Source organism: Bradyrhizobium sp. CB82 (assembly GCF_029714405.1).
Lineage (GTDB): Bacteria > Pseudomonadota > Alphaproteobacteria > Rhizobiales > Xanthobacteraceae > Bradyrhizobium.
In genome coordinates this window covers 6,209,961-6,233,397 of the sequence record NZ_CP121650.1, presented here as the reverse complement: position 1 = coordinate 6,233,397, position 23,437 = coordinate 6,209,961, and the positions used below count along the sequence as shown (strand labels likewise).

At 63.4% G+C, this 23,437-nt stretch carries 20 protein-coding genes; 12 read left to right on the top strand and 8 right to left on the bottom strand.

The window, feature by feature from the left end; genetic code table 11:
- Positions 1–25: 25 nt before the first annotated feature.
- Positions 26–994, bottom strand: coding sequence for an SMP-30/gluconolactonase/LRE family protein (locus QA640_RS30290; protein WP_283036524.1), 969 nt, complete (start codon positions 992–994; stop codon positions 26–28).
- A gap of 91 nt (positions 995–1,085) precedes the next feature.
- On the opposite strand from QA640_RS30290, the gene QA640_RS30285 reads away from it, so the two are divergent.
- A complete protein-coding gene (locus QA640_RS30285; protein WP_283036523.1) occupies positions 1,086–1,910 on the top strand; it encodes an NAD(P)-dependent oxidoreductase in 825 nt (274 codons plus the stop codon).
- On the opposite strand, the gene QA640_RS30280 is transcribed toward QA640_RS30285, so the two are convergent.
- Positions 1,907–2,593 carry a GntR family transcriptional regulator gene (locus QA640_RS30280; RefSeq protein ID WP_283036522.1) on the bottom strand — a complete coding sequence of 229 codons (687 nt, stop codon included), beginning with the start codon at positions 2,591–2,593 and terminating at the stop codon, positions 1,907–1,909. The two genes, QA640_RS30285 and QA640_RS30280, sit on opposite strands and share 4 nt — an antisense overlap.
- Positions 2,594–2,776: 183 nt before the next feature.
- Between QA640_RS30280 and QA640_RS30275 the strand changes: the two genes are divergently transcribed.
- The 4 genes from QA640_RS30275 (at position 2,777) to QA640_RS30260 (ending at position 7,598) form a co-directional block, all read left to right on the top strand.
- The gene (locus QA640_RS30275; RefSeq protein ID WP_283036521.1) at positions 2,777–4,495 is read left to right on the top strand and encodes an IlvD/Edd family dehydratase; all 1,719 of its coding nucleotides are present in this window, start codon (positions 2,777–2,779) and stop codon (positions 4,493–4,495) included.
- Positions 4,496–4,555: 60 nt separating this feature from the next.
- Complete coding sequence (locus QA640_RS30270) at positions 4,556–5,551, top strand: TRAP transporter substrate-binding protein (protein ID WP_283036520.1); 996 nt, start codon at positions 4,556–4,558, stop codon at positions 5,549–5,551.
- Positions 5,552–5,682: 131 nt separating this feature from the next.
- Positions 5,683–6,261, top strand: a complete 579-nt coding sequence (locus QA640_RS30265) for a TRAP transporter small permease (protein ID WP_283036519.1) — start codon at positions 5,683–5,685, stop codon at positions 6,259–6,261.
- Entirely contained in the window at positions 6,258–7,598 is a 1,341-nt protein-coding gene (locus QA640_RS30260) for a TRAP transporter large permease (protein WP_283036518.1), read from the top strand. Before QA640_RS30265 ends, QA640_RS30260 begins: the two co-directional genes overlap by 4 nt.
- 10 nt (positions 7,599–7,608) lie before the next feature.
- Here the strand turns inward: QA640_RS30260 and QA640_RS30255 are convergent, their stop codons facing one another.
- Positions 7,609–8,406, bottom strand: coding sequence for an enoyl-CoA hydratase-related protein (locus tag QA640_RS30255; protein WP_283036517.1), 798 nt, complete (start codon positions 8,404–8,406; stop codon positions 7,609–7,611).
- A 248-nt stretch (positions 8,407–8,654) separates the two neighbouring features.
- Here QA640_RS30255 and QA640_RS30250 point away from each other — a divergent pair, with 248 nt between their 5' ends.
- Entirely contained in the window at positions 8,655–9,875 is a 1,221-nt protein-coding gene (locus tag QA640_RS30250) for an FAD-dependent oxidoreductase (RefSeq protein ID WP_283036516.1), read from the top strand.
- Here the strand turns inward: QA640_RS30250 and rbsK are convergent, their stop codons facing one another.
- Together rbsK and QA640_RS30240 are read right to left on the bottom strand one after the other, a co-directional pair.
- On the bottom strand, positions 9,876–10,793 hold the full coding sequence (rbsK, locus tag QA640_RS30245; RefSeq protein ID WP_283036515.1) for a ribokinase: 918 nt from the start codon (positions 10,791–10,793) through the stop codon (positions 9,876–9,878).
- A 73-nt stretch (positions 10,794–10,866) separates the two neighbouring features.
- Positions 10,867–11,760 (bottom strand): sugar kinase, encoded by an 894-nt coding sequence (locus QA640_RS30240; RefSeq protein WP_283036514.1) that lies wholly within the window; start codon positions 11,758–11,760, stop codon positions 10,867–10,869.
- Positions 11,761–11,971: 211 nt separating this feature from the next.
- On the opposite strand from QA640_RS30240, the gene QA640_RS30235 reads away from it, so the two are divergent.
- The 5 genes from QA640_RS30235 (at position 11,972) to QA640_RS30215 (ending at position 17,435) form a co-directional block, all read left to right on the top strand.
- Entirely contained in the window at positions 11,972–12,820 is an 849-nt protein-coding gene (locus QA640_RS30235) for a VOC family protein (protein WP_283036513.1), read from the top strand.
- Positions 12,821–12,971: 151 nt separating this feature from the next.
- Positions 12,972–13,679 carry a TetR/AcrR family transcriptional regulator gene (locus QA640_RS30230; RefSeq protein ID WP_283036512.1) on the top strand — a complete coding sequence of 236 codons (708 nt, stop codon included), beginning with the start codon at positions 12,972–12,974 and terminating at the stop codon, positions 13,677–13,679.
- 540 nt (positions 13,680–14,219) lie between these two features.
- On the top strand, positions 14,220–15,371 hold the full coding sequence (locus tag QA640_RS30225) for a Gfo/Idh/MocA family oxidoreductase (RefSeq protein ID WP_283036511.1): 1,152 nt from the start codon (positions 14,220–14,222) through the stop codon (positions 15,369–15,371).
- 10 nt (positions 15,372–15,381) lie between these two features.
- Positions 15,382–16,572 carry a dihydrodipicolinate synthase family protein gene (locus QA640_RS30220; RefSeq protein ID WP_283036510.1) on the top strand — a complete coding sequence of 397 codons (1,191 nt, stop codon included), beginning with the start codon at positions 15,382–15,384 and terminating at the stop codon, positions 16,570–16,572.
- Positions 16,572–17,435 carry a sugar phosphate isomerase/epimerase family protein gene (locus QA640_RS30215; protein WP_283036509.1) on the top strand — a complete coding sequence of 288 codons (864 nt, stop codon included), beginning with the start codon at positions 16,572–16,574 and terminating at the stop codon, positions 17,433–17,435. Before QA640_RS30220 ends, QA640_RS30215 begins: the two co-directional genes overlap by 1 nt.
- 275 nt (positions 17,436–17,710) lie before the next feature.
- On the opposite strand, the gene QA640_RS30210 is transcribed toward QA640_RS30215, so the two are convergent.
- Complete coding sequence (locus tag QA640_RS30210; RefSeq protein ID WP_283036508.1) at positions 17,711–19,120, bottom strand: GGDEF domain-containing protein; 1,410 nt, start codon at positions 19,118–19,120, stop codon at positions 17,711–17,713.
- Between the two features lie 448 nt (positions 19,121–19,568).
- On the opposite strand from QA640_RS30210, the gene QA640_RS30205 reads away from it, so the two are divergent.
- Positions 19,569–21,353, top strand: a complete 1,785-nt coding sequence (locus QA640_RS30205) for an EAL domain-containing protein (RefSeq protein WP_283036507.1) — start codon at positions 19,569–19,571, stop codon at positions 21,351–21,353.
- A gap of 144 nt (positions 21,354–21,497) precedes the next feature.
- Here the strand turns inward: QA640_RS30205 and QA640_RS30200 are convergent, their stop codons facing one another.
- Positions 21,498–22,886 (bottom strand): Spy/CpxP family protein refolding chaperone, encoded by a 1,389-nt coding sequence (locus QA640_RS30200; RefSeq protein ID WP_283036506.1) that lies wholly within the window; start codon positions 22,884–22,886, stop codon positions 21,498–21,500.
- 124 nt (positions 22,887–23,010) lie between these two features.
- Positions 23,011–23,337, bottom strand: coding sequence for a hypothetical protein (locus QA640_RS30195; RefSeq protein WP_283036505.1), 327 nt, complete (start codon positions 23,335–23,337; stop codon positions 23,011–23,013).
- Positions 23,338–23,437: the final 100 nt, after the last annotated feature.

Here is a 23,437-nt window from a genome sequence, read left to right as displayed (position 1 = left end):
CTTTGCTCACCCTACGCGCCCGGGCCTATCCGCCCAGTGCGCCCTGCGTGTTCACATAGAGCGCGTAGATCGACTGGCTCGCGGCCATGAACAGCCGGTTGCGCTTCAGCCCGCCAAAGCAGAGGTTGGCGCAGCGTTCGGGCAGGGCGATGCGGCCGATCATGACGCCGTCGGGCGCGAACACCACGACGCCGTCGAGCTCGGGGTCGCCCATGCCCCAGCCGCACCAGAGATTGCCGTCGATGTCGCACCGCATGCCGTCCGGCGTGCCGGGCCCCGCATCGATGAAGACGCGCTTGTTGGAGATCGTGGTGCCATCGGGCGCTACGTCATAGGCGAGGATCTTGCGGTTCGGTTGCCCGCGCGATTCCACCACGTAGAGGATCTTCTCGTCCGGCGAGAAGCATAGCCCGTTCGGCCCGAGCACGCCCTCGGCGACAATGGTCGCCTTTCCGGTCGCCGGATCGAGCCGGTACACGTTCGGATCGATCTCCGATTCCGCCTTGTAGCCCTCGTAATTGCCGAGCAGCCCGAACACGGGGTCGGTGAACCAGATCGAACCGTCGGACTTCACGACGACGTCGTTCGGCGAGTTCAGTCGCTTGCCGCCGAACGAATCCATCAGCACCGTGATCGCGCCGTCATATTCGGTGCGCACCACGCGGCGGCCGCCATGTTCGCAGGTGATCAACCGACCCTGGCGATCCCTTGTGTTGCCGTTGGCGAAGTTGGAGGGCTTTCGGAAAACGGAAACCGCTCCGGTCTCCTCCTCCCATTTGATGATGCGCTGGTTGGGGATGTCACTGCAGAGGAGATATCGCCCGTCACCGAACCACACCGGGCCCTCGGCCCAGCGCAGGCCGGTCGTGAGGCGTTCCACAGCCGAGAGCTTCAGCCAGTATTTCTCAAACCTTGGGTCTAGTGCACTGATCGCCGGATCGGGGTAATAGGTCGTCGGCCACCAACGTGGGGAATGGGACGATGCATCGGACATGTGCGGTTCTCGTTGTTGCGTTCCCTCTGGTCAGGTCTGCTATCATTGGAGCCTTACGACCGCAAACCGGTCGCCACCTGCGAGGGAAGAAATGCCGCGTATTTTAATGACGGGAGCTTCGGGCGGAATCGGCAGTGCGATGCGTAAATTGCTGCTGCCGATCTATCCGGATCTCCTGCTCTCCGACATCAAGCCGCCCGCCGATCTTGGCGCCAACGAAAAATTCAAGGCGGCGGACCTGTCCGATCTCGCGCAGTGCGAGGCGATCTGCGAGGGCGTCGACGGCATCCTGCATTTCGGCGGCTATTCGGTCGAGGGCTCCTGGGACGACATTTTGCAGGCCAACATCATCGGTGGCTACAATCTGTTCGAGGCGGCCCGTAAGAGGGGCGTCAAACGTGTGGTCTTCGCCTCGTCCAACCACGCGGTCGGTTTCTATCCGCGCCACCACAGGATCGGCACCGACGTCACCCCGCGCCCTGACAGCCGCTACGGCGTCAGCAAGGTGTTTGGCGAAGCGGTCGGCGCGCTCTATGCCGACAAGCACGGGCTGAAGGTCACCTGCATCCGCATCGGTAATTTCGGCGAGAAACCACTCGACCAGCGCCGGCTCGCGATCTGGCTGAAGCCCGAGGATCTCTTGCAGCTTTGCCGCATTGGCCTGGAGCACCCCGACATCCATTTCGAGATCTTCTACGGCGCATCGCTCAACGAGCGCACCTGGTGGGACAACAGTCGCGCCTACACGTTCGGCTATCGCCCCACGGGCCGCGCCGAGGACTTCTGGCAACACGCGATGGCCGAGCAGGCCAAGCTGAAGGCCGATCCGGTCGGCGACTACTACCAGGGCGGCACGTTCTGCAGCATCGAGTTCGATGCCGACCCGAGCCGCATCATCGACTGGAGCAAGCGCTAACGGGCGGGCTCTTCGTCGGCGATCCGCTTCAGATAATCCGACTTGCTGAACTGCATGTGATCGACACAGAGCTGGGCCAAGGCCCAGCTATCGCGGCCCTTCAATAGCTCGATCATCAGCTCGTGCTGGCGCCGTGATTGCGCGAGCCCCTCGCGGTCGGCGAGATTCTTGGCGCGCATCGGCAGCGTCAGGTTCATGTAGTCCTGGAGCGAGCGCACGAGATAGGGATTGCCGCAAGCCGAGAACAGCGCGACGTGGAAGGCGTCATTCGCTTCGTGGATGCCGCGCAGGTCCTGCACATCGGCCTTCGCGCAGTATTGCCGCTGCAGCTCGGTCAGTCCTTCGACCAGGCTTTGCGGCGCGGGCAGGGGGATCATCAGCGCGGCTTGCCGAGTCAGCATCTCCCGCACTTCGTAGATCTGCCGGACCTCCTCGGCCGAATAGTAGCGAACGGTGGCGCCGACGTTCTTCTCGCGCCAGACGATGCCGCGCCGCTCGGCTTCCACGAGAGCCTGCCGAACGAAATGCCGCGAGGTACCGTAGCGCGACATCAGCGCGTCCTCGGTCAGGCGCGCCGCCGGCGCAAACCGGCCGAAGATGATGTCCTCCTCGAGCCGCGCGACAACGTCGTCAGGATCGTCGCGCCGAACTGCTGCCGGGCTCGCGCTCAAAGTCTCCGTCATCCCCTTGGCCTCCCGGGCCAGGCTCGTGGTTCGGTCGCTCCTGTGGAGCAGGGAGGGAATGGATTGTCAATAATTTGCCGCATGCGGCGGTGTCTTGATCGTAAGAAGGTCAAATGGCGGCCTCCGTTATTGACAATCGGGGGGCAGCCTGTACGACAGTGGCGAGGCGAATGGAGTGGCATCATGACGAGTGGCTTGCGCAAAGGGCTGACGAGCTATGGCGATGCCGGCTTCTCGCTGTTCCTGCGCAAGGCCTTCATCAAGGCCATGGGCTATTCCGACGACGCGCTCGAGCGCCCGATCGTCGGCATCACCAACACTTACAGTGATTACAATCCCTGTCATGGCAACGTGCCGCAGATTATAGAGGCGGCCAAGCGCGGCGTGATGCTGTCGGGCGCGATGCCGTTCGTGTTCCCGACCATCTCGATCGCGGAGAGCTTTGCGCATCCGACCTCGATGTACCTGCGCAATCTGATGGCGATGGACACCGAGGAGATGATCCGCGCCCAGCCGATGGATGCGGTGATGGTGATCGGAGGCTGCGACAAGACGCTGCCCGCGCAGGTGATGGCCGCGATCAGCGCCGACCTGCCGACCGTCGTCATTCCCGTGGGACCGATGGTGGTCGGCCATCACAAGGGTGAGGTGCTGGGCGCCTGCACCGACTGCCGGCGGCTGTGGGCAAAGTACCGCGCCGGCGACATCGACGATGCCGAGATCGAGGCGGTCAACGGCCGGCTTGCGCCGTCGGTCGGCACCTGCATGGTAATGGGCACGGCCTCGACCATGGCCTGCATGATCGAGGCGCTCGGCCTTTCGCTGCCGATGAGCGCGACGATCCCGGCGCCGCATGCCGAGCGCTTCCGCCTGGCGGAGGCGAGCGGCAAGGTGGCCGCCGAGATGGCCAAGACCAAGGGTCCTAAGCCGAGCGAATTGCTGACGCCGGCCTCCTTCAGGAATGCCCAGGTCGTGCTCCAGGCGATCGGCGGCTCGACCAACGGCCTGATCCATCTGACTGCGATGGCGCATCGCTCGCCGCACCGACTCGATCTCGATGCCTTCGACAAGCTCGGCCGCGAGGTCCCGGTGCTGGTCGACCTCAAACCGTCCGGCGAGCACTACATGGAGCATTTCCATCACGCCGGCGGCGTGCCGAAGCTGCTGGCGCAGCTCGGCGATCTCATCGACCTCGACACCAAGACGGTTTCGGGGCAGACGCTCCGCGACGTCGTTGCCAATGCGGAAGACGTGCCTGGACAGGACGCGATCCGTCCGCGCGACAATCCAATCAAGCCCGAGGGCGGGCTTGCCGTCCTGCACGGCAATCTGGCGCCGCGCGGTGCGGTCATCAAGCAATCGGCCGCGAGCCCGAAACTGCTCCAGCACACTGGGCGCGCGGTGGTGTTCGAATCCGTCGAGGACATGACCTTGCGGGTCGACGATCCCGATCTCGAAGTCAGTGCGGATGACGTGCTGGTGCTGCGCAATGCGGGTCCGAAGGGCGCGCCCGGCATGCCGGAGGCGGGTTACTTGCCGATCCCGAAGAAGCTCGCGCGGGGCGGCACCAAGGACATGGTGCGCATCTCGGACGCGCGCATGAGCGGCACTGCGTTCGGCACCATCGTTCTCCACATCACGCCGGAATCCGCGGTCGGCGGTCCGTTAGCGCTGGTGGAGAACGGCGACATGATCTCGCTGGACGTTGCCAAGCGCAGCATCGAGCTTCTGGTTGATGATGCGGAGCTGGCGCGGCGGCGCTCGGCCTTGAAGCTCCCCGCGACGTCGGACGAAGCCAGGCGTGGCTATGCCTGGCTGTTCAACGAGACCATCTTGCAGGCCGACGAGGGCTGCGACTTCGATTTCATGCAGAGGACAGGACCAAAGACCGAGAAGGGGTGAGCGACCACCCGCAAAAACGTTCAGCCGCAACAGCGGCGAACCATAAAACAGGGGGAGACGATGATTGCACGATCCATGCTTGGGCTGGCGGCAACGGCCGCGATCCTGTTCGCAACCAGCGCATCGGCGCAGGAGGTGAAGCACTATCGCTTCGCCTACGACCAGCCGAAGACCACCGGCTATGGAATCCTCGGTGACATCTTCAGCGAGAAGCTGAAGGCGCTGAGCAAGGGGACGATGCTGATCGACCAGTATCCCGGCGCTCAGCTCGGACAGGAACCGCAAGTCCTGCAGCTCGTCAAGGCGGGGGATCTCGAGTTCTGCATCTCGTCATCCGCAAACGCCGCGACGCTCTCGCCGCAGGCCGGCGTGATGTCAATGCATTACTTGTTCCGCTCGGAAGACCATCTCATCAAGGCGATGGCGGATTCCGCCGTGGCCAGCGCCGTCAAGTCAATGATTTCGGATACGGTTCAGGGCGCCCACGTCATCGCGCTCGCGACTCTTGGTTTGCGCAACATGTATTCCAAGCGGGAGATCAAGAAGGTCGACGACATGAAGGGCCTGAAGGTGCGGGTACAGGCGACGCCGACCGAGGACACCATGTTTCCGGCCTATGGCGCGCAGATCGTGCATATGCCGTTCGGTAGCGTCTACACCTCCCTGCAAACCGGCGTAGTCGATGTCGCCGAGAACGGCGTCAACGTCTATCTCGCCAACAAGCACTACGAGGTGGCGCCGGTTCTGTCGATGACCGAGCATGAGGCCAACAACAGTTTGGTCTGGGTCAGTGATAAGCTTTGGAACGGCCTCACCCCCGAGCAGCAGGGGTGGGTCCAGACCGCAGCCGACGAGGTCAACAAAACTCAGCCGGCTAAGGCGATCGAGCTTGAGCATCAATCGCAAGTCAAACTGAAATCGATCGGCGTTAAGGTCGTGACCGACGTTGACAAGTCCGGCTTCATCGCGATTTCTGATCCTTATCTCGACAAGCTCGCCAAGGATCTCGGCCCGCACGCCGAGAAGATCAAGAACCTGATCCGGTCGATCAACTGAACCCTCATGGTGAGGAGCCGCGAAGCGGTGTCTCGAACCAGGCCCGTCTCTAGCCTCATCCTTCGAGAGGCGGCGAAGACGCCGCTCCTCAGGATGAGGAGCAAGCATCACCCCTCGGTTCAGGAACTCCAATGGCCATCGCCGACAAGCTCGTCCTGACGCGGCAGCGTCACCTGAAGTGGCGCTCGCTCGACTGGCTCGAGCTTGCGCTGATGATGCTTTGCGGCGTGCTGTGCTTCGGCTTCTCGCTGTCGGTGACCGCCGACATCGTCACCCGTACCGTCGGTCATCCCTGGCTGTGGCTTCAGGAGGTCACCTCGACGCTGTTCATCTACGCGATCTTCATCGGCACGGCGGCCGCGACGCGGCGCAACGACCACCTCTATCTCACCGCGATCTCCGAGGCGATGCACGGCCCGCCGCGGCTGATCGTCGAGGTCGTCATCCGCATCGTCGTGCTCGGCGTCGCCGCCTGCCTGATCTGGTACGGCTATCTCAACTATCTCCGCGGCTTCGGCAGCTTTCGCCTGCCGTCGGGTACGCCGATCGCATCGCTCTATGCCGTCATTCCGGTGTCGGGCGTCCTGATCGGGCTGTTCACCATCGAGCAGCTCGTCAACGGTCTGCGCAACGGGTTTGATCATCCCGAACCGCCGAACGAGAGCGTCGCGCCGCCGGATGCTCATGCGCAGGCGAGGGTGCAGCCGTGAGCGCACCCGTCGTGCTCGCGTTGATGTCGTTCTGCTTCCTGTTCTTCGGCTATCTCGGCGTGCCCGTGCCGTTCTCGCTGATGGCCGGCGTCTTCATCGGCGCGATCCTGTCCGACGTCTCGCTTGCGGCCATCATCCAGAAGATCTTCGACGGTGTGGATTCCGAGGCTCTGCTGGCGATCCCGTTCTTCCTGCTGGTCGGCGAGCTCATGAGTTCGGCGAACGTGGTGGTGCGGATCGCGAACCTGTCGGTATCGCTGGTCGGGCATATCAGGGGCGGGCTGTCCCAGGTCGTCGTCGTCTTCAGCATGTTCTTCTCGGAAATGTCGGGCTCGACCACGGCCGACGTTGCCGTGATGAGCCGCGCTCTTGGTGGCCCGATGAAGCGCGAAGGCTACGAGCCCGCGTTCATCGCCGCGATCATTGCGTCGGCCTCGACGATTGCGGCGCTGGTGCCGCCGAGCATCACCGCCGTGGTGTATGGCGCCGTCGGCAACGTGTCGATCGCCGGCCTGTTCATGGCGGGCGTCGTGCCGGGCCTGATGATCGGCTTCGGCCTGATGATCTACTGTTACTTCTTCGGCCCCTCGGGTCTGCGCAAGCCGCGCGCGCCGCTGCGGCAGGTGGTGTTTGCCGCAGGCGATGCGGCACTGCCGCTGATGATCCCGGTGATCCTGCTCGGCGGCATTTTGACGGGCTGGTTCACGCCGACGGAAGCCGGCGTCGTCGCCGTGGCCTGGATTATCCTGGTCGTGATTCCCGCGCTGAACCGCGGCCACTTCAGGAAGATTCCGTACGACTTCTGCCTTGCCGGGCTGATCTTCTCGCTGCCGCTGATCACGATCGGCGCCGCCAACGCCTTCGGCTGGATGCTCGCTTATTTGCGCGGCGCGAACTACATCGCGGATTGGATCACCTCCATCGCCGGCAACGATCCGCATCTGATCATGCTCCTGATGGTGCTGCTCTTCACCGTGGTCGGAGACTTCATCGAGCCGGTGCCGACCATCATCATCTTCATGCCGCTGGTCAACGCGCTGACGGAAGCAGGCGACATCAATGGTGTGCATATGGGCGTGGTGCTGATCGCAACGCTCGCGTTCGGCCTGATCACGCCGCCTTATGGCCTCGTGCTGCTGATGGCCTCGAAATTCGTCGGCATCAGCTTTGCCAAGGCGCTGCGTGCGGCATTGCCGATCTACGTCGTGTTCTTCGCCACCATCGCTTTTGCGATCTATTTCCCGAGCGTGGTGCTGTGGCTGCCGCGGCACGTGCTTCCCGAATCGGTCGGCTGCTTCAAGTCGCCGGCGGGCACGGGCTACATCTGCCCTCAATGAGGGCTTGCGGCTACTTGCCCTTGCTGGTGAATTTTTTCACGGCGACGCGAAAATCCTCCGTGTGCATGGCCATGATGATCTTGTGCTCCTCGGCATCGAGCTGCTGCCTCACCGGCGTCGTCGTGGCCTGATAGACCAGCGATTTCGTTCCTGCGATTGCGGCAGGTGGGTTTTGTGCGAGGCGTTCCGCGAGCTGCCGTGTGGCAGCCTTCAATTCGGTCGCTGGAACGACCTTGGCGACGAGACCCCATTCATGGGCCTGCTGCGCGGTAAAGCCTTCTTCCGCGAGGAAGATCTGCAGCGCGCGCCTTGTGCCGACGGTTCCGACGATCCCGACCGTGCTGCCGCCGTCCGGCGACACGCCGATCTTGGCATAGGCGGGCGTGAAGCGGGCGTCTTCTGCGGCGATGCAGAGGTCGGTGACGAAAGCGAGCCCCATGCCGGCGCCGGCGGCCGAGCCGTGCACGCTCGAAAGCGAGAGTTTTGGCATGCGCCTGAGTGTCTCGATGAAAGCATGATAGTGCTTCAAAAGCTCGCGTATGACCGGCGTCACTGTGTTGGCTTCGGCCGCGGCACCGATGGTCTGCAGATCGCCGCCGGCGCAAAAGGCGCGGCCTTCGCCTTCGATGACGACGACCCGGATCGCGTCGGAGGCCTCTATCTCAGCGGCGAACTGCTCGAGCCTTCGAGCGATCGCGAGATTGATCGAGTTGAACGCGGCGGGGCGGTTGAGCGTGATGGTGGCGACGGGGCCGTCGAGGCGCAGCAGGGCGGCGTCGTCGGAATGGGAGGCGGCGGATGCGGACATGGCAAAATCCCCGGCAAGAGGTCTTTGCCGCAACTAAATCGCAGAAGGCGAGGGGAGACAATCCCTAGCGCCGGATGCTGTCGGTCGCTCTTGCGTTACCGGGAACGATAGGGTCAAATGGCGGTGCCATCGTTTTGGGGACGGACACGAGCGCCGGCTCGCCAACCGACAAGGCCAGCAAGCCAAGATCAGTGAGAGAGAGGAGACGACATGGGTAACGCTCGTGTCCAGAAAGTTGGGCTGTTCCGATGACGGACGGTTCGGTGATCATCGTCGGCGCGGGCCATGGCGGCTACCAGGTCGCCGCCTCCCTGCGTCAATCCGGTTTTGCTGGTCGTGTCTGCCTGATCAATGACGAAGCGCACCTGCCGTATCAGCGGCCGCCTTTGTCCAAGGCCTATATCAAGGGCTCGGCTGGCCCTGAAAGCCTGATGTTCCGGCCGGAGAAATTCTATGTCGACCAGAAGATCGAGCTGATCGCGGGCCGCGCGACCTCGATTGACCGTGCCGCGCGAAAGGTTCATCTCGCCTCCGGCGACACGCTCGACTACGGCCATCTCGTGCTGGCGACGGGCGCGCGCAACCGGCTGCTCGATCTGCCCAACGCCAATCTGCCCGACGTAAAATACCTGCGCATCCTCGATGAGAGCGAGGCGCTGCGAAAGACCATCCCGTCGAGGACACGGGTCGTGGTGATCGGCGCGGGTTTCATCGGCCTTGAATTCGCATCCACCGCCCGCTTCAAAGGCTTGGAGGTTGACGTGCTCGAACTCGCGCCGCGCGTGATGGCGCGGGCGGTGACGGTGGAGGTCTCGGAGTATTTTCAAGCGCGCCATCGCGAGGCAGGCATCCGCATTCATCTCGGCGTGCAGGCGACCAGCATCGAGGCCGAGGGCGGCAAGGTCACCGGCGTCAGCCTCAGCGATGGCCATCATCTGCCGGCGGATCTCGTCGTGGTCGGCGTCGGCGTGCTGCCCAATATCGAGCTTGCGGCAGAGGCGGGGCTTGCGGTCGCCTCCGGCATCATCGTCGACGAGTATCTCCTGACGGCCGATCCCAACATTTCGGCGGTCGGCGATTGCGCGCTGTTCGCGAGCCCGCGCTTCGGCGGCTCGTTGCGGCTGGAGTCGGTGCAGAACGCAACCGATCATGCCCGCTGCGTGGCCACGCGGCTGACCGGCGACAAGAAGGTCTATGACGGCCAGCCCTGGTTCTGGAGCGATCAGGGCGACGACAAGCTCCAGATCGCCGGGCTCACGACGGGCTACGACCACGTCGTGCTGCGCGGCGATCCCGCCAAGAAGGCGTTCTCCGCCTTCTGCTACAAGGGTGACAAGCTGCTCGGTATCGAGTCGATCAACCGCGCCGGCGACCACATGTTCGGCCGCCGCCTGCTCGGGATGGACCGCTCGCTCGCACCCGAGAAGGCCGCGGACGCGACTTTCGATCTGAAGAGTGCGCTGGCTTGATCAGCCACTGTTGAGGACAGCGGAAACTTCTTCGGCCGTCGGCATCGAGGGGCCGGCGCCCATCCGCTGCACGGAGATCGAGGCGGCGGCGTTGGCAAAGGCGAGCGCATCGTGCAAGGCGGCGCCGTCGGCGAGCTGCGCGGCCAGCGCGCCGACGAAGCAATCGCCGGCGCCGGTGGTGTCGACTGCCTGCACCATGCGGCCCGGCACGATCAGCTCCTCGCGGCCGGCGAGCGCGACAACGCCGCGCTTTCCGAGCGTGACGCAGATGGTCTGGTCCGGGTTCACCTGAAGCCGCCGCGCCACGTCGATGATCCGCGCGAGCTCGTCGTCATCGGACAGCTCGGTTCCCGCGAGCAGGCCGAGCTCGGTCTCATTCAAGACGAGGACGTCGACCAGCTCGAGCAGGTCGCGGCCGAATTTCTGTGCCGGGGCCGGGTTGAGCAGCGTTCTCGCCTGCGCGGCGCGTGCTCGTCGGAAGAAGGCCGCGATCGTGGGCAGCGGAATCTCGAACTGGCTGACGGCGACATCGCCCTTCACCAGCGGCACGATTCCGACATCCTCGGCGCTCACCAGTGCATTGCTGCCGGGAATGACGACGATGGTATTGTCGGCCTCGGCGACCGTGATGATGGCGGTGCCGGTGTGGGCCTCCGCCGTCTCCTGGACATAGCCGAGATCGATGCCCTGACCTTCGAGGAACGCCTTCAGCTCCGTGCCGAAGGAGTCCTTGCCGAGCCGGCCGATCAGCGTAGTCCGCGCGCCGAGCCGTGAAGCCGCGACCGCCTGGTTGGCGCCCTTGCCGCCCGGGAAGTACAGCACCTGCTTGCCGGCGACGGTCTCGCCGACCCTGGGATGGCGATCGGCGGTCGCCACCACATCCATGTTGATGCTGCCGGCGACGAAAACGCGCCCCATGTGAGACCCCCTGGAGCATGATCCGGAAGAGTGTGCAGCGGTTTTCCGAAAAGATCAGGCTCGAATGAAACTCCTAGACCCTGACCTCGAATTCCTGCCTGACTTTGGCGATGTCGACAAGGGTTGGCAAGCCGGCCTCGTTGCCGAGGCGCTGGATCTTGTGGGTCGAGGCAGCGCGGGCAAAGTCGAAATGCTCGCGCCAGCTTTTGCCGGGGTGGGCGAGGTGGGAATAGATGTAGGCGCCGTGGAACACGTCGCCGGCGCCGTTGGTGTCGAGCACGCGCTCGCGCGGGATCGGCATCGCCGGCATGATATCGACCGCCCCGGTCTCGTTGTACCAGAGCAGGCCCTTCTCGCCCATGGTGACGCCGCCGATCTTGCAGCCGCGGCTCTTGAGATAGTCGAGCATCTTGTCCGGCGTCAGATCCATTTGTTCGCACAGCCGCTCCGCGACGATCGCAACGTCGATGAACTCCAGGAGCTCATGCGTGTTGGTGCGCAAGCCGCCGCCGTCGAGCGATGTCAAGATGCCGGCCTCGCGGCAGACCTTTGCATAGTGGATCGCGGCGTCCGGCTGGTGGCCGTCGATATGCAGCGCGCGGCAGCTGCCGAGATTGAGAATCGGGAAGGGATGGATGTGGTGATCGTCGCGGCAGCGGACGATGGCGCGCTTGCCGTCCTTCGGCATGATGAAGGACAGCGAGGACTGGTTGACCTTCCTGCCGTGCAGCGAGATCGCGTATTTGGCGCACATGTCCTGGAACATGCGGCCAAGCCAGTCGTTCGCGACGGTCGCGATCAGGTCGGGCACGATTCCCAGCTTGGCGCAGCAGAAGGCTGCCGTCACGGCATTGCCGCCAAAGGAGACCGCGTAGGCGTCCGCCACGTGCTTCTCGTCGCCGGTCGGCATGTGGTCGGTGATGAACGTGACGTCGATATAGGTTTGTCCGATAAAGAGAGCCTGCATTGGTTGTCCGTGATGCGCTGGGTGGTCCCGGCCGGCGGCATTACATTAGCACCGCTTCCGCCGATGGAACGCCGAAATTATTCGCAAAGGCGCCGCCCTAAGCGCTTGAGGTGAGCATAGGGCCGGAATACGACCATCGCTGGGCAATGCCAAGCCCGGACAAATGCCGTATTTCGACCCGTTGTTCCCTGTCGGTCAAATAGGGGGGAGTATGATCACCGGCCTCGATCACGTGGTCGCCCTGGTCAGCAATATCGCCGCCGCCAGAGCCGCCTATCAGACCCTGTTGGCACGGGCACCGGCCTGGCAGAACTCCGGCGAGGGCGCCGATCGCGTGCTGTTCACCCTCGACAATATGACGCTGGAGTTGATGGCGCCGAGTGGCTTCAGCGTCACCGCCGACCGGATGCGTGCGCTGCTGGATGACCATGAGGGCGTGCTCGCAAGCCTGTGCTTCCGCGTCGCAGACATCGGCAAGATGCACCGGCGGCTCGATCGGGTGGCGCTGAAGCCGGAACCGGTCGCGGAGATCGAGAGCCGCGACGAGGAGAGTGGCGCGGTGCTGCACTGGAAGCGCACCCGCACGGCCACCGAGCTCACGCGCGGCGTGCGCATGTTCTTTCTCGAGCTCGCCGGGCAGCGCCCGATCTCGGCAGTGACCGACGTCGGCCCGATCGAAGGACTCGACCACGTCGTGGTCGCGACCGAGGATTCCGAGCGTGCCGCGGCGCTCTATGGCGCCCGGCTCGGGCTCGACATGGCGCTCGACCGCTCGCATCACGACTGGGGCCAGCTGATGTTCTTCCGCTGCGGCGATCTCATCGTCGAGGTGGTGCGCCGGCCGGTCGCAGACGGCGATCTCAGCCATGACCGGCTCTTTGGCCTGAGCTGGCGCGTCGCCGACATCGAAGCGACCCGCGCCCGTCTGATCGCCGCGGGCGTCGGCGTCAGCGAGGTACGCAACGGCCGAAAGCCGGGCACGCGGGTGATGACGGTGCGCAGCCGTACCTGCGGCATCCAGACGATCCTCCTCGAACGCACGCCGAAGCCGGCCGACTGAGGCTGATCTCTCCAATCGTCATTGCGAGCGCAGCGAAGCAATCCAGAATCGCTCCGCGGGGGCGGTCTGGATTGCTTCGTCGCTTCGCTCCTCGCAATGACGGCGCGCGCGTGATACATGCAATCGGGACAAGCATTGGCGGGCAACCGGTTTGGCGAAGGCAAAGCGAATCCCCAAATGGCAGCGCGACCCGGAAGGGATGCGACTTCGCATCCTCGAAGCGGCGAAGCAGGAGTTTTCGGCCCATGGCCTTGCCGGTGCCCGCGTCGACCGCATCGCGGCCAAGGCCGGCGCCAACAAGCGCATGCTCTACTACCACGTCGGCAAGAAGGACGATCTTTATCTCGCGGTGCTGGAGGGCGCCTATGAGAAGATCCGCAACGAGGAGCTGGGGCTCGATCTCGAGCATCTCGATCCGCCCGAGGCCATCAAGCGGCTGATCGAATTCACCTGGAACTACTTTCTGCGAAACCCCGAATTCCTGTCGCTGCTCCAGACCGAGAACCTTGCGCGCGCAAAACATCTGAAGCGCTCGACCAAGGTCAAGTCGATGCACTCGCCCTTCGTCGAGATGATCGGTGCCGTGGTACGCCGCGGCCTCGAGAGCGGTGACTTCCAGGTCGCGGTCGATCCGGTGCAGCTCTACATCTCGATCGCGGCACTCACCTTCTTCTACCTCTCCAACAGCGCTACGCTGAGCGTGATTTTCGGCCGTGACCTGCTTGCGAAAGACGCCAAGGAGGAGCGGCTCGCGCATATGGTCGGTCTCGTGCTGGCGGCGCTGACCGGGCGCTCGGCGGAGTTGTTCGACATGGTCAAGGCGCCGAAGCCGCGCGTCCCGCAGCATCAGCCGGTCTAGCCGTTAGGTCTCTGGTGAGTAGGGCGGGCTAGGCGTAATCCACCTCTTCTCCCGCGGTGGCTTGAGTGGTGGGTTACGCCTTCGGCTAACCTTACTGCGTCATAAACGCTCTAACTCCTCATCCTGAGGAGCTTGCGAAGCAAGCGTCTCGAAGGATGTGGGCCACAGGCGGGAGCCTCATGGTTCGAGACGCGCTTCGCGCTCCTCGCCATGAGGGTTAGTGGCACAGTAAGGCTAACCCAGCCTACGAGCCGGCTCCCCCGCCGCACAACAAAATAGCGAAAACAACCCCATGCAAAGGATCCGATGACGGTTGGCGTGATGCCTTGCGCATTTTCCGAAATTTTGACGCGTCGGGCAAATCACCGGCATACTGCCATCATCGCCAATGTCGGTTAGTCGGGCAGGGTGCCGGGTCTGGCGGAAGCCAAACGTCACAAGGAAAGCGCTGGACAGTATTTATCCAACAGGTTAATTTCTTCCCAGAACCAGGGAAGACCGTGAGAAGGGCGGCGACGAAACGGCAAGGGAGCGAGCATCATGACGACCCAACGCCTCGGCCTCATCATGAACGGCGTCACCGGCCGCATGGGGCTCAACCAGCATCTGATCCGCTCGATCGTCGCGATCCGCGACCAGGGCGGCGTCAAGCTGAAGAACGGCGCTCGCGTGATGCCCGATCCGATCCTGGTCGGCCGCAGCGCCGACAAGGTCGAGCAGTTGGCCAAACAGTTCAACGTCGCGCGCTGGACCACCGATCTCGATGCGGCGCTCGCCGACAAGCACGACAGCGTGTTCTTCGACGCGGCGACCACGCAGGCCCGGCCGAACCTGCTGACCCGCGCCATCAACGCCGGCAAGCACGTCTATTGCGAGAAGCCGATTGCGACCAATTTCGAGGAAGCTGTGGAAGTGGTGCGGCTCGCCAACGCGAAGGGCGTCAAGCACGGCACGGTGCAGGACAAGCTGTTCCTGCCGGGATTGAAGAAGCTCGCGTTCCTGCGCGATTCCGGATTCTTCGGCCGCATCCTCTCGGTGCGCGGCGAGTTCGGCTATTGGGTGTTCGAAGGCGGCTGGCAGGAGGCGCAGCGGCCCTCCTGGAACTATCGCAATGAGGATGGTGGCGGTATCATTCTGGACATGGTTTGCCACTGGCGTTACGTGCTCGACAATCTCTTTGGCGACGTCGAGAGCGTGGTCTGCATCGGCAACACCGACATCGGCGAGCGCTATGACGAGCAGGGACAGAAGTACAAGGCGACGGCCGACGATTCCGCCTACGCCACCTTCCAGCTCAAGGGCGGTATCATCGCCCATATCAACATGTCGTGGGTGACGCGCGTCTATCGCGACGATCTCGTCACCTTCCAGGTCGACGGCACGCTGGGCTCTGCGGTGGCGGGCCTGTCCGACTGCATGATCCAGGCGCGGCAGGCGACGCCCCGGCCGGTGTGGAATCCCGACGAAAAGCGGCTGCACGATTTCTACGGCGACTGGCAGAAGCTGCCGGACAATGTCTCCTACGACAACGGCTTCAAGGAGCAGTGGGAGATGTACATCCGGCACGTCTGCGAGGATGCGCCGTACAAATTCACGCTGCTCGAAGGCGCCAAGGGCGTCCAACTCGCCGAATGTGCGCTGAAGAGCTGGAAGGAACGGCGCTGGATCGACGTCGCGCCGATCAAACTCTGAGGAGGGAGCCATGAACCAGCCAGTCCCGCCGATGTCGTCCTTGTCGGTCAAGCTGCCCAGGACGGATCGCTCGATCGAGACCTATCGGCTCGCTGCCTCGCGCAGCTTCCCTGCAAAGCTCGAGGGCACGCTGAACCGCGTTGCGTTCTCGGCCGCACACATGGTGGCCGATCCGCTCGCCGATAACGACCCCTGGCTCTCGGCTGCCATCGACTGGGACAAGACCATTGCGTTCCGCGAGCACATCTGGGACCTCGGCCTTGGTGTTGCCGAAGCCATGGACACCGCGCAGCGCGGCATGGGGCTGGACTGGCCGACCTCGCTGGAATTGATCACGCGTTCGGTCGCAGCCGCAAAGCCTCGCAATGCGCTGGTGTTCTCGGGGGCGGGCACCGACCACCTTGCGGTCGAGGATGCCGCGAGACTCGACGACGTGATCCGCGCCTATGAGGAGCAGATTGCGGCGATCGAGAAGGTCGGCGGCCGCATCATCCTGATGGCGTCGCGGGCGCTGGCAAGACTAGCCCGCAATGCCGACGACTACGCCAGGGTCTATGACCGCGTGCTGTCGCAAGTCCGTGAGCCCGTGATCATTCACTGGCTCGGCGACATGTTCGATCCGGCGCTGACGGGCTATTGGGGCACCACGGATCTGGACAAGGCGATGGACACCGCCGTCGCGATCATCAACGGCAATGCGGCCAAGGTCGATGGTGTCAAAGTCTCGCTGCTGGACAAGCAGCGCGAGATCGACATGCGCCGCCGCCTCGACAAGCGCATCAAGATGTATACCGGCGATGACTTCAACTATGCGGAGCTGATCGCCGGCGACGCGCAGGGTTTTTCGCATGCGCTGCTCGGCATCTTCGATGCCATCGCGCCGGCGGCCTCCTATGCGCTGTCGCGGCTGGCGGCAGGCGATGAGGCCGGCTTCCACGATGTGCTGGGACCGACCGTCCCACTGTCGCGTCACATCTTCAAGGCGCCGACGCGCTTCTACAAGACGGGTGTGGTGTTCATGGCCTACCTGAACGGTCACCAGGATCATTTCACCATGGTCGGCGGCCAGGAAAGCGCGCGCTCGACGCTCCATCTCGCCGAACTGTTCCGGCTCGCCGATCAGGCCGGTCTGCTCGCCAATCCCGAGCTTGCGACACAGCGGATGAAGACCGTGATGGCCTCGCGCGGAATCGAGGCCTGATGCGCGACTTCTCTTCCGATCATCGCTGGCTGTCGCTGAACACGGCGACGGTCCGCAAGCAGGGCGATCTCGTCGCCATCATCGACGCCTGCGCGCGGCACGGCATCCGCGCCGTCGATCCCTGGCGCGATCAGGTCGCCGCTGTCGGGCTCGATCGCGCCGTACGTGCGGTACGCGATGCCGGGCTGGAACTCTCAGGCTATTGCCGCGGCGGCATGTTCACGTCTGACGCCGCGCGTCGTGCCGAGGTTCGCGACGACAATCGCCGCTGCGTGGACGAAGCCAAGGCACTCTGCGCCTCCTGCGTCGTGCTGGTCGTCGGCGGCCTGCCGCAATATTCGCGGCCGGGCAGCGGCACTTCAAAAGATATCGTCGCAGCGCGTGCGCAAATCGAGGATGCTGTCGCTGAAATGCTCGATTATGCCAAGCAAGCAAAGCTGCCGCTTGCGATCGAGCCCTTGCATCCGGCCTATGCCGCGGATCGCGCCTGCGTGAACACGACGAAACAGGCGCTCGACATCTGCGATCGTCTCGATCCGGGCCGCACCGGCATGCTAGGCGTCGCGCTCGACGTCTATCACATCTGGTGGGATCCAGAGCTGATCGCCCAGATCGCGCGCGCGGGCCGGGACCGCCTGCTGGCGTTCCACGTCTGCGACTGGCTGGTGCCAACGAGGGATATCCTCAACGACCGCGGCATGATGGGCGACGGCGTCATCGACATCAAACGGTTGCGCGCCGCAGTCGAGGCCCAGGGATATGCCGGCTATTCCGAGATCGAGATCTTCTCCAACGATTGGTGGGAGAGACCGATCGACGAGGTGCTGCGCACCTGCATCGCGCGGCACCGAAGCGTGGTTTAGGATCATGACTCTAGCAACGCCAAAGACGCGGCGCCTGCGTGGCTGCCCCTTGGGATGAGGTCATCGGCCCGATGCCAGACCCTCATGGCGAGGCGGGGCGCACGGCGCGCCGTCTCGAACCACAAGGCCCGTTCGACCAGTTCCGTGGCCGTTTCGTCGGAGATGCCGTCGCTGGAGGACTCAAACCGGAATGGTGCGCCCTCTAGAACAAAATCGCGAACTCTCACATCATGAAACAGCACGGTGACCATCAAAGCGCGCGGATGAACGATGGCCTACGCGACGATCACACGATTGCGACCTTCATGTTTTGCGCGATAGAGCCGCTGATCGGCGACGCTCAGGAATCCGTCAAGCGTGTCTCCATCGCGCCCGAACTCCGATACCCCAACACTGATGGTGACGCCGACCGGCCGTTGGGCTCCGACGTCGAATGCAGTGCCTTCGATGGCCGATCGAAGGCGCTCCGCTACAGCACAAGCCGTGTCGAGCGTCGCCCCCGGCAGCAACACCATGAATTCTTCACCGCCCACGCGCGCGACAGAGTCGTAAGGGCGGATCGCCTCCAGACACTTTCGCACGAATATGCGAAGCACCTCATCGCCGACACTGTGACCACGCGAGTCATTGATATCCTTGAAATGGTCGAGGTCGAGCGACAGCAGGGATAGTGGAGCACCGCTTCGCTTGGCTCGCGCGATCTCGGCGCCGATATGTTCGATGAAGTGGCGCCGATTTCCGGCACCGGTCAGCGGGTCGGTGGCAGCAAGGCGTTCCAGCCTTTGATTGCTCAGTTGCACTTGCTGTAGCGCCCTTTGAGTGTCTGCCATCGACGCGGCCAGGCGGGCCGCCATTTCTTCCTGGCTATAGATGGTCGAGAATGATTGCGTCGTTCGGAAAGCCTGGACAACGCCATAGCTGAGCAGGAAGAAGCCGCCAGCAAAGATCGCGTGGGCGAGCCACCACATATGATTCCACGGCCCCGCCAGAATGAATGCGAGCGACGATAGCGCAAACCACGCGACCGAAATGCCGAAAACAAGCATGAGCGGCGAATGAATCCGTCGCATGAGCATGACCGCGACGTTCAGCGTACTGAACACCAGTGCGCCGCCCTCCATGGACAAGCGTACCGCCGGGTGTCCGGCAAAGGGGGAGTAGGCGATCACGGCGACGGCTATGTCCATCATCAGGAACAGGCCAATCCACATCAGCCAAGCGCGCGCATCCGAACGCTTCTCGACCTTGTCTGACGGCTGGTTGTAGCTGAGCAGCCCAACGAGGAGCAGAATCGACATCGCGAGACGCGACGCCGGTCCATAGAGCAGAAACAGCCATATGTTGCGGTGTGCCATCCCGGTGAAGGCGCCGTGCGGCGCATAGATCAGCACGAAGCCGAGAAAACCCAGCGTCAACCAACGCAACAGAGGTTCGCCTGAAGACCGGTAGCAACGCCATGTCACATAGGTGACGAACAGCCCTTCGAGGGTGGCAACGGCGATCGCGAATTCGTGGAACAGGTGATTTTCGAATTTTAGCGTGGGATCCTGCTGGAAATACAGGTAAGCGATGAACAGGGCAGGCATCAGGGCGAAGGCGACGAGGAGAAGGCTCATATACGCCTGTGTGACCAGCCGGAGCGCGTTGGGCGGTTCGGATACCGCAAGATCGGTGCTCATATGCATAGACCGTCTCCCATGGTGATACCTGCAGTCGTTTCATGGACTGTCGGTGGCTCGCCGGCCGCAAGACGCGGTTAAAACCGGGACGATTTTCGGGAGTCGCGCAGCCGGTCGAGAAAGATTCATGGCATCGATCGTAACACGCCAGGCCCGTCAATTCCAGAGCATGCAACCTCCCCGGGAGGATCTGCAGCGATCGCCCGGGGGCACGGCCTCGTGGTTGAGGCGTGCCGATGGAGGCGTCAGATCACGTCAACCTGCCGATCGACATGGCCGGTAGAAGCCGCTTGGGACAGTTGCGATGCTCTGCCGTCCGTTGGCTTCCACTCGCGCGCCCCAGAGCCCTCAAAGTCTTGAAGCGGCACCTTGAGGGCGCGAGTCGTGGCCTTGGCCGCGTTAACGATGTGCGAACCGGCCGGGTCGATCGCAAACCACTTTTGCCGGAACGACGATGCGATCCGACGGCGCGTTTACCGTAGCAGCTTTGCGAAGCGTTACTCGAGTTCCGACGATCGGCGCACCGCACAACATCTGGTGTTCAGTTGACACCTATGCTACCTGTAAGAACATCACTGGAACAACCGGCGTCAGCGAAGGTTCGACTGTGATGAAGTCAACTCCACGATCGCGCGTACTGCACGGCGATTGGTTCGATTGGCGTAGTTCTGCCACAAGGGATTTCATTGCTCTCTTCGGGGGCGTCGTTCTCGCTTCGATCTTGGCGCATGTCTATGGGCTTGGCCCTCGTCTGTTTCAGCTGGGACTGGGCTATGCGGATTCGGCACCCGACGACATCGTTTTCCTCATATTCGTCGCGTTCTTCCTGAGCGTTGCGCTGACAATCTTTAGTGTTCGCCGCTATCGGGAGCTCGTCTGCGAAACCAAAGCACGAACCATTGCAGAAGGAGAAGCGCGCGATCTGGCGCGACACGATCCGTTGACCGGCCTGCCTAACCGTCGCCTGTTTGATGAAAAACTTGATGCGTGCCTTGGCCTCGCCAGCGACACGCACCAGGTCGCCGTTCTGATGCTTGGCCTTGATGGCTTCAAGAGGATCAAGGACACGCATGGCCACGCAGCGGGGGACAAGGCACTATGCGAATTTGCCAACAGGGTCGCCGACATCTTGCGCAAGGACGGTGTCCTGGCGAGGATTGGAGGCGACGAATTCGGGATTGTCCTGCCAGACATCAGCTCCCTCGACGTTCCCACCAATCTGGCGCGCCGTATTGTGGCGTCCGCCGCCGACACTTTCGCGATCGAGACGGGGGCAGCCGAGCTTGGTGTGGGAATTGGCATCGCCATCGCTCCGATCAATGGCGTCAATCTCCACGAATTGGTCAGGCGCGCAGATCGGGCACTTTATCGCGCACAAGGCGATGGCAGGTCGTGTGTTCGCTTTTTCGAACCAGAGATGGACATGCATGTCGAGCGGCGCATCCAGATCGAGCGAGAGCTTCGCAGCGCCATCACGGCCGATATTATCGAGCCGCACTACCAGCCGCTGGTTTCGCTCAAAGGTAATTGCATCATCGGGTTCGAGGCCCTTGCGCGTTGGGAAAACAGGACGTTGGGGCGTATTCCACCCGACGTGTTCATTCCGATCGCAGAGGAAACGGGCCTCATCAACGCGCTTGGAGATCAGCTTTTTCGCCGCGCCTGTCTCGATGCCAATGCGTGGCCGGAGGCGTTTATGCTTGCCTTCAATATCTCGCCCATTCAATTGCGTGATCCCGCGCTTGGACAGCGCATTTTATCGATCCTTGGGCAAACCGGGCTCAGTCCGCGCCGCCTGGAGATTGAAATCACCGAGAGCGCGTTCGTTGAAAAGACCGGGGTTGCGAAGGCCGTGATTGATGAACTCCGTCGAGCCGGCGTCCGCATCGCGCTCGACGATTTCGGAACGGGTTATGCGACGCTTAGCCAGCTGCTTTCGTTTCGCCTCGACAAGATCAAGATAGACCGCAGCTTCGTGTCGCATCTCGACGACAGCACCGACAGCCGGGTGATCGTTCGTGCTATCCTTGGCCTTGCAAAAGGATTTGGCTTGACGACCACGGCCGAGGGCGTCGAAGACGCAGGCCAACTGGCCTATCTGCTGGCCAATGGCTGCACAGAAGGACAAGGCTACCTGTTCAGTGATGCCGTCCCGGCCGCCGGTATCCCCGCGCTGCTTGATCGCGAATCCGGCCGCACGGCGGTTGCTGAAGATGGCCAAAGAAGTCTCCATGCGTGAGCCGATATGCGCTTGGATGCCTTGCGCGCATGGGGCGTGGCTCCTGAGGTTCCATTCGCTGGAACAGATCGGTAGCGACAGGACCAGTGCGGAGTCCCGCTAGCAACTCCTCGGGCAGCCAGAACTTCGGCTATGCCACGTCTGTCACTGGCTTGCCGTCCGGGACATCGTGTTGAAGCGTGCCTTCTGCTCGCTGCTGAGCGTCGCATAGAATTCGTCCAACACGGGCTGCACCCAACTGGCCGCCTCCAGCATGGCTTCGAGACGCCTCTGCATGGCTTCCAGCCGTCCGACGGGTGTCAACGCCACATCATTGGGGCAGGCAGCTTGCAGTGCTTGAACCGCCTGTTTGGTCGCGTCGCTGAGGCGGTCGAGCGCTTCCTTTTGTTTGCCAGCCGGCTGTACGACGGCATCGATGCGTTCGATCGGCAACTGCGTCAGGCTTGATTTGGGATCGCCGCAGCCCCCGGGCTGAGCATTCGCTTCCTGTTGCTGAGGCTGCTGTTGCGAAGGCTCGCCGATATTGGGACCAAGCGCGTTGAAACGCGCCTGCTGCTCGTCGCTGAGCGAACCATAGAATTTTTCGAGCGCCGGCCGAACGATCTTCACCGCCTCGAGGGTGGCGCTGACGCGGTTCGTCATGGCGCGCAAGCGGCCGGGTGGCGTCAGCGGATAGGAATCGTTGCAGGATTGCTTGAATGCATCGGCAGCCTGTGCCGCCGCGGCCTTCAAGTCGTCGAGCAGGCTGCGCTGTTCGGGCGTCGGCCGGACCGCCTGCGTGATCGACGCGATCGGCCAGGCGGTTACACCCTTGTCCGGAGCGTCACACAATTGCCGTAGCGCCTGCGGGCTTGCGCTGGAGCCCCGCCGCGCGCGGTAGCCGCCACCGGTTTGCGGATAGTCATACGGGTTGGTGCTGGCATAGGCGGAATAGGCACCATCCCCGCCCCAGAACACGGTGTCGACGAAGTCGTCGTAGGCATAGGCCCAGTAGCCGGGCTCGTACGCGTATGACCAGAACGTGTAGTCAAAAATGTCCGAATAGGCATACGGCCAGAACACCGGCCCCAGCCACGCCAGAAAGACCGCAGGATGGCGGTGCTGCCATGCCTGCCGGGGAGCCCAGCCGCTCTGCCGTGTGACCAGCGCCGCTTGGCTTTGCGGATTGGCCTGCTCGCGGAATCGCTCCGCAAATCCCCCGCGCTGGGCCGCCTGCACGGCGGCAGCAGTGGCGGCTCGCCCAACTGTGGTGGGCTCAGGCCCCAGCCGCTGCAGGCGCGCCTGATCACCTTGCTGCAAACGCTGTTCGCGTTGCAGCAGTCGGTTCTGTGTCTGCAGCATCCGCTCCTGGGCGCGTTGCGCCCGCTGGCCTTCCGGTTTCTGTGACTGCAATTGCTGTACGCGCTGTTGCAGCCGATCGATGCGGGTCTGACGTTCCGCGCTCTGGCGCGACAGCGCTTCGCGCTGCCGTTGCTGCACCATCTGCTGACGCTGCTGGATCTGCTGCTGATGCTGTTGCGCGCGCTGCTCCATCTGCTCCTGTCGCGACGGCCGCGCGCTCACGGCCGGTGGCGCTGGGCGTGAGGGGGCTGCGATATGCGGCGTCGGCCGCGGTGCCATGGCCGGACGTTGTGGCGCTGCCGGCGCCCTATGGAATTCAGGCCGCGGGGCGGCCACGTGCGGGGCCGCGTGCGGCGGCGCAGCGATATGCGGGGTCGGACGCGGCGGTGGTGAGGCAATGTGAGGCGCCGGGTGTGGTGCCATCGCGGGTCGCTGCGGCATCGCCGGTGGATGGAACGCCGGTGCGGCGGGGCGCGCCATGGCAGGCGGCGCCGCCGGGCGAGCCATCGCAGGTGGTGCAGGTGGTGCGGCTGGGCGTGCGGCCGGTGCCGGCGGCCCACCACCCCGTCCATGGTGGTCCTGGGCGGACGCACTCAGGCTCGCCGCGATCATCGAGACACCAACCAAGAATGCCGAAAGGCAAGAGCCACGCGGAAGCATGATCGCAACTCCACGCTCGTCCCAGTCGCCCGCAACTGTTCAACGCGCAGGTGACGAAATCGTTCGTTTGTTGACTGCCGCCG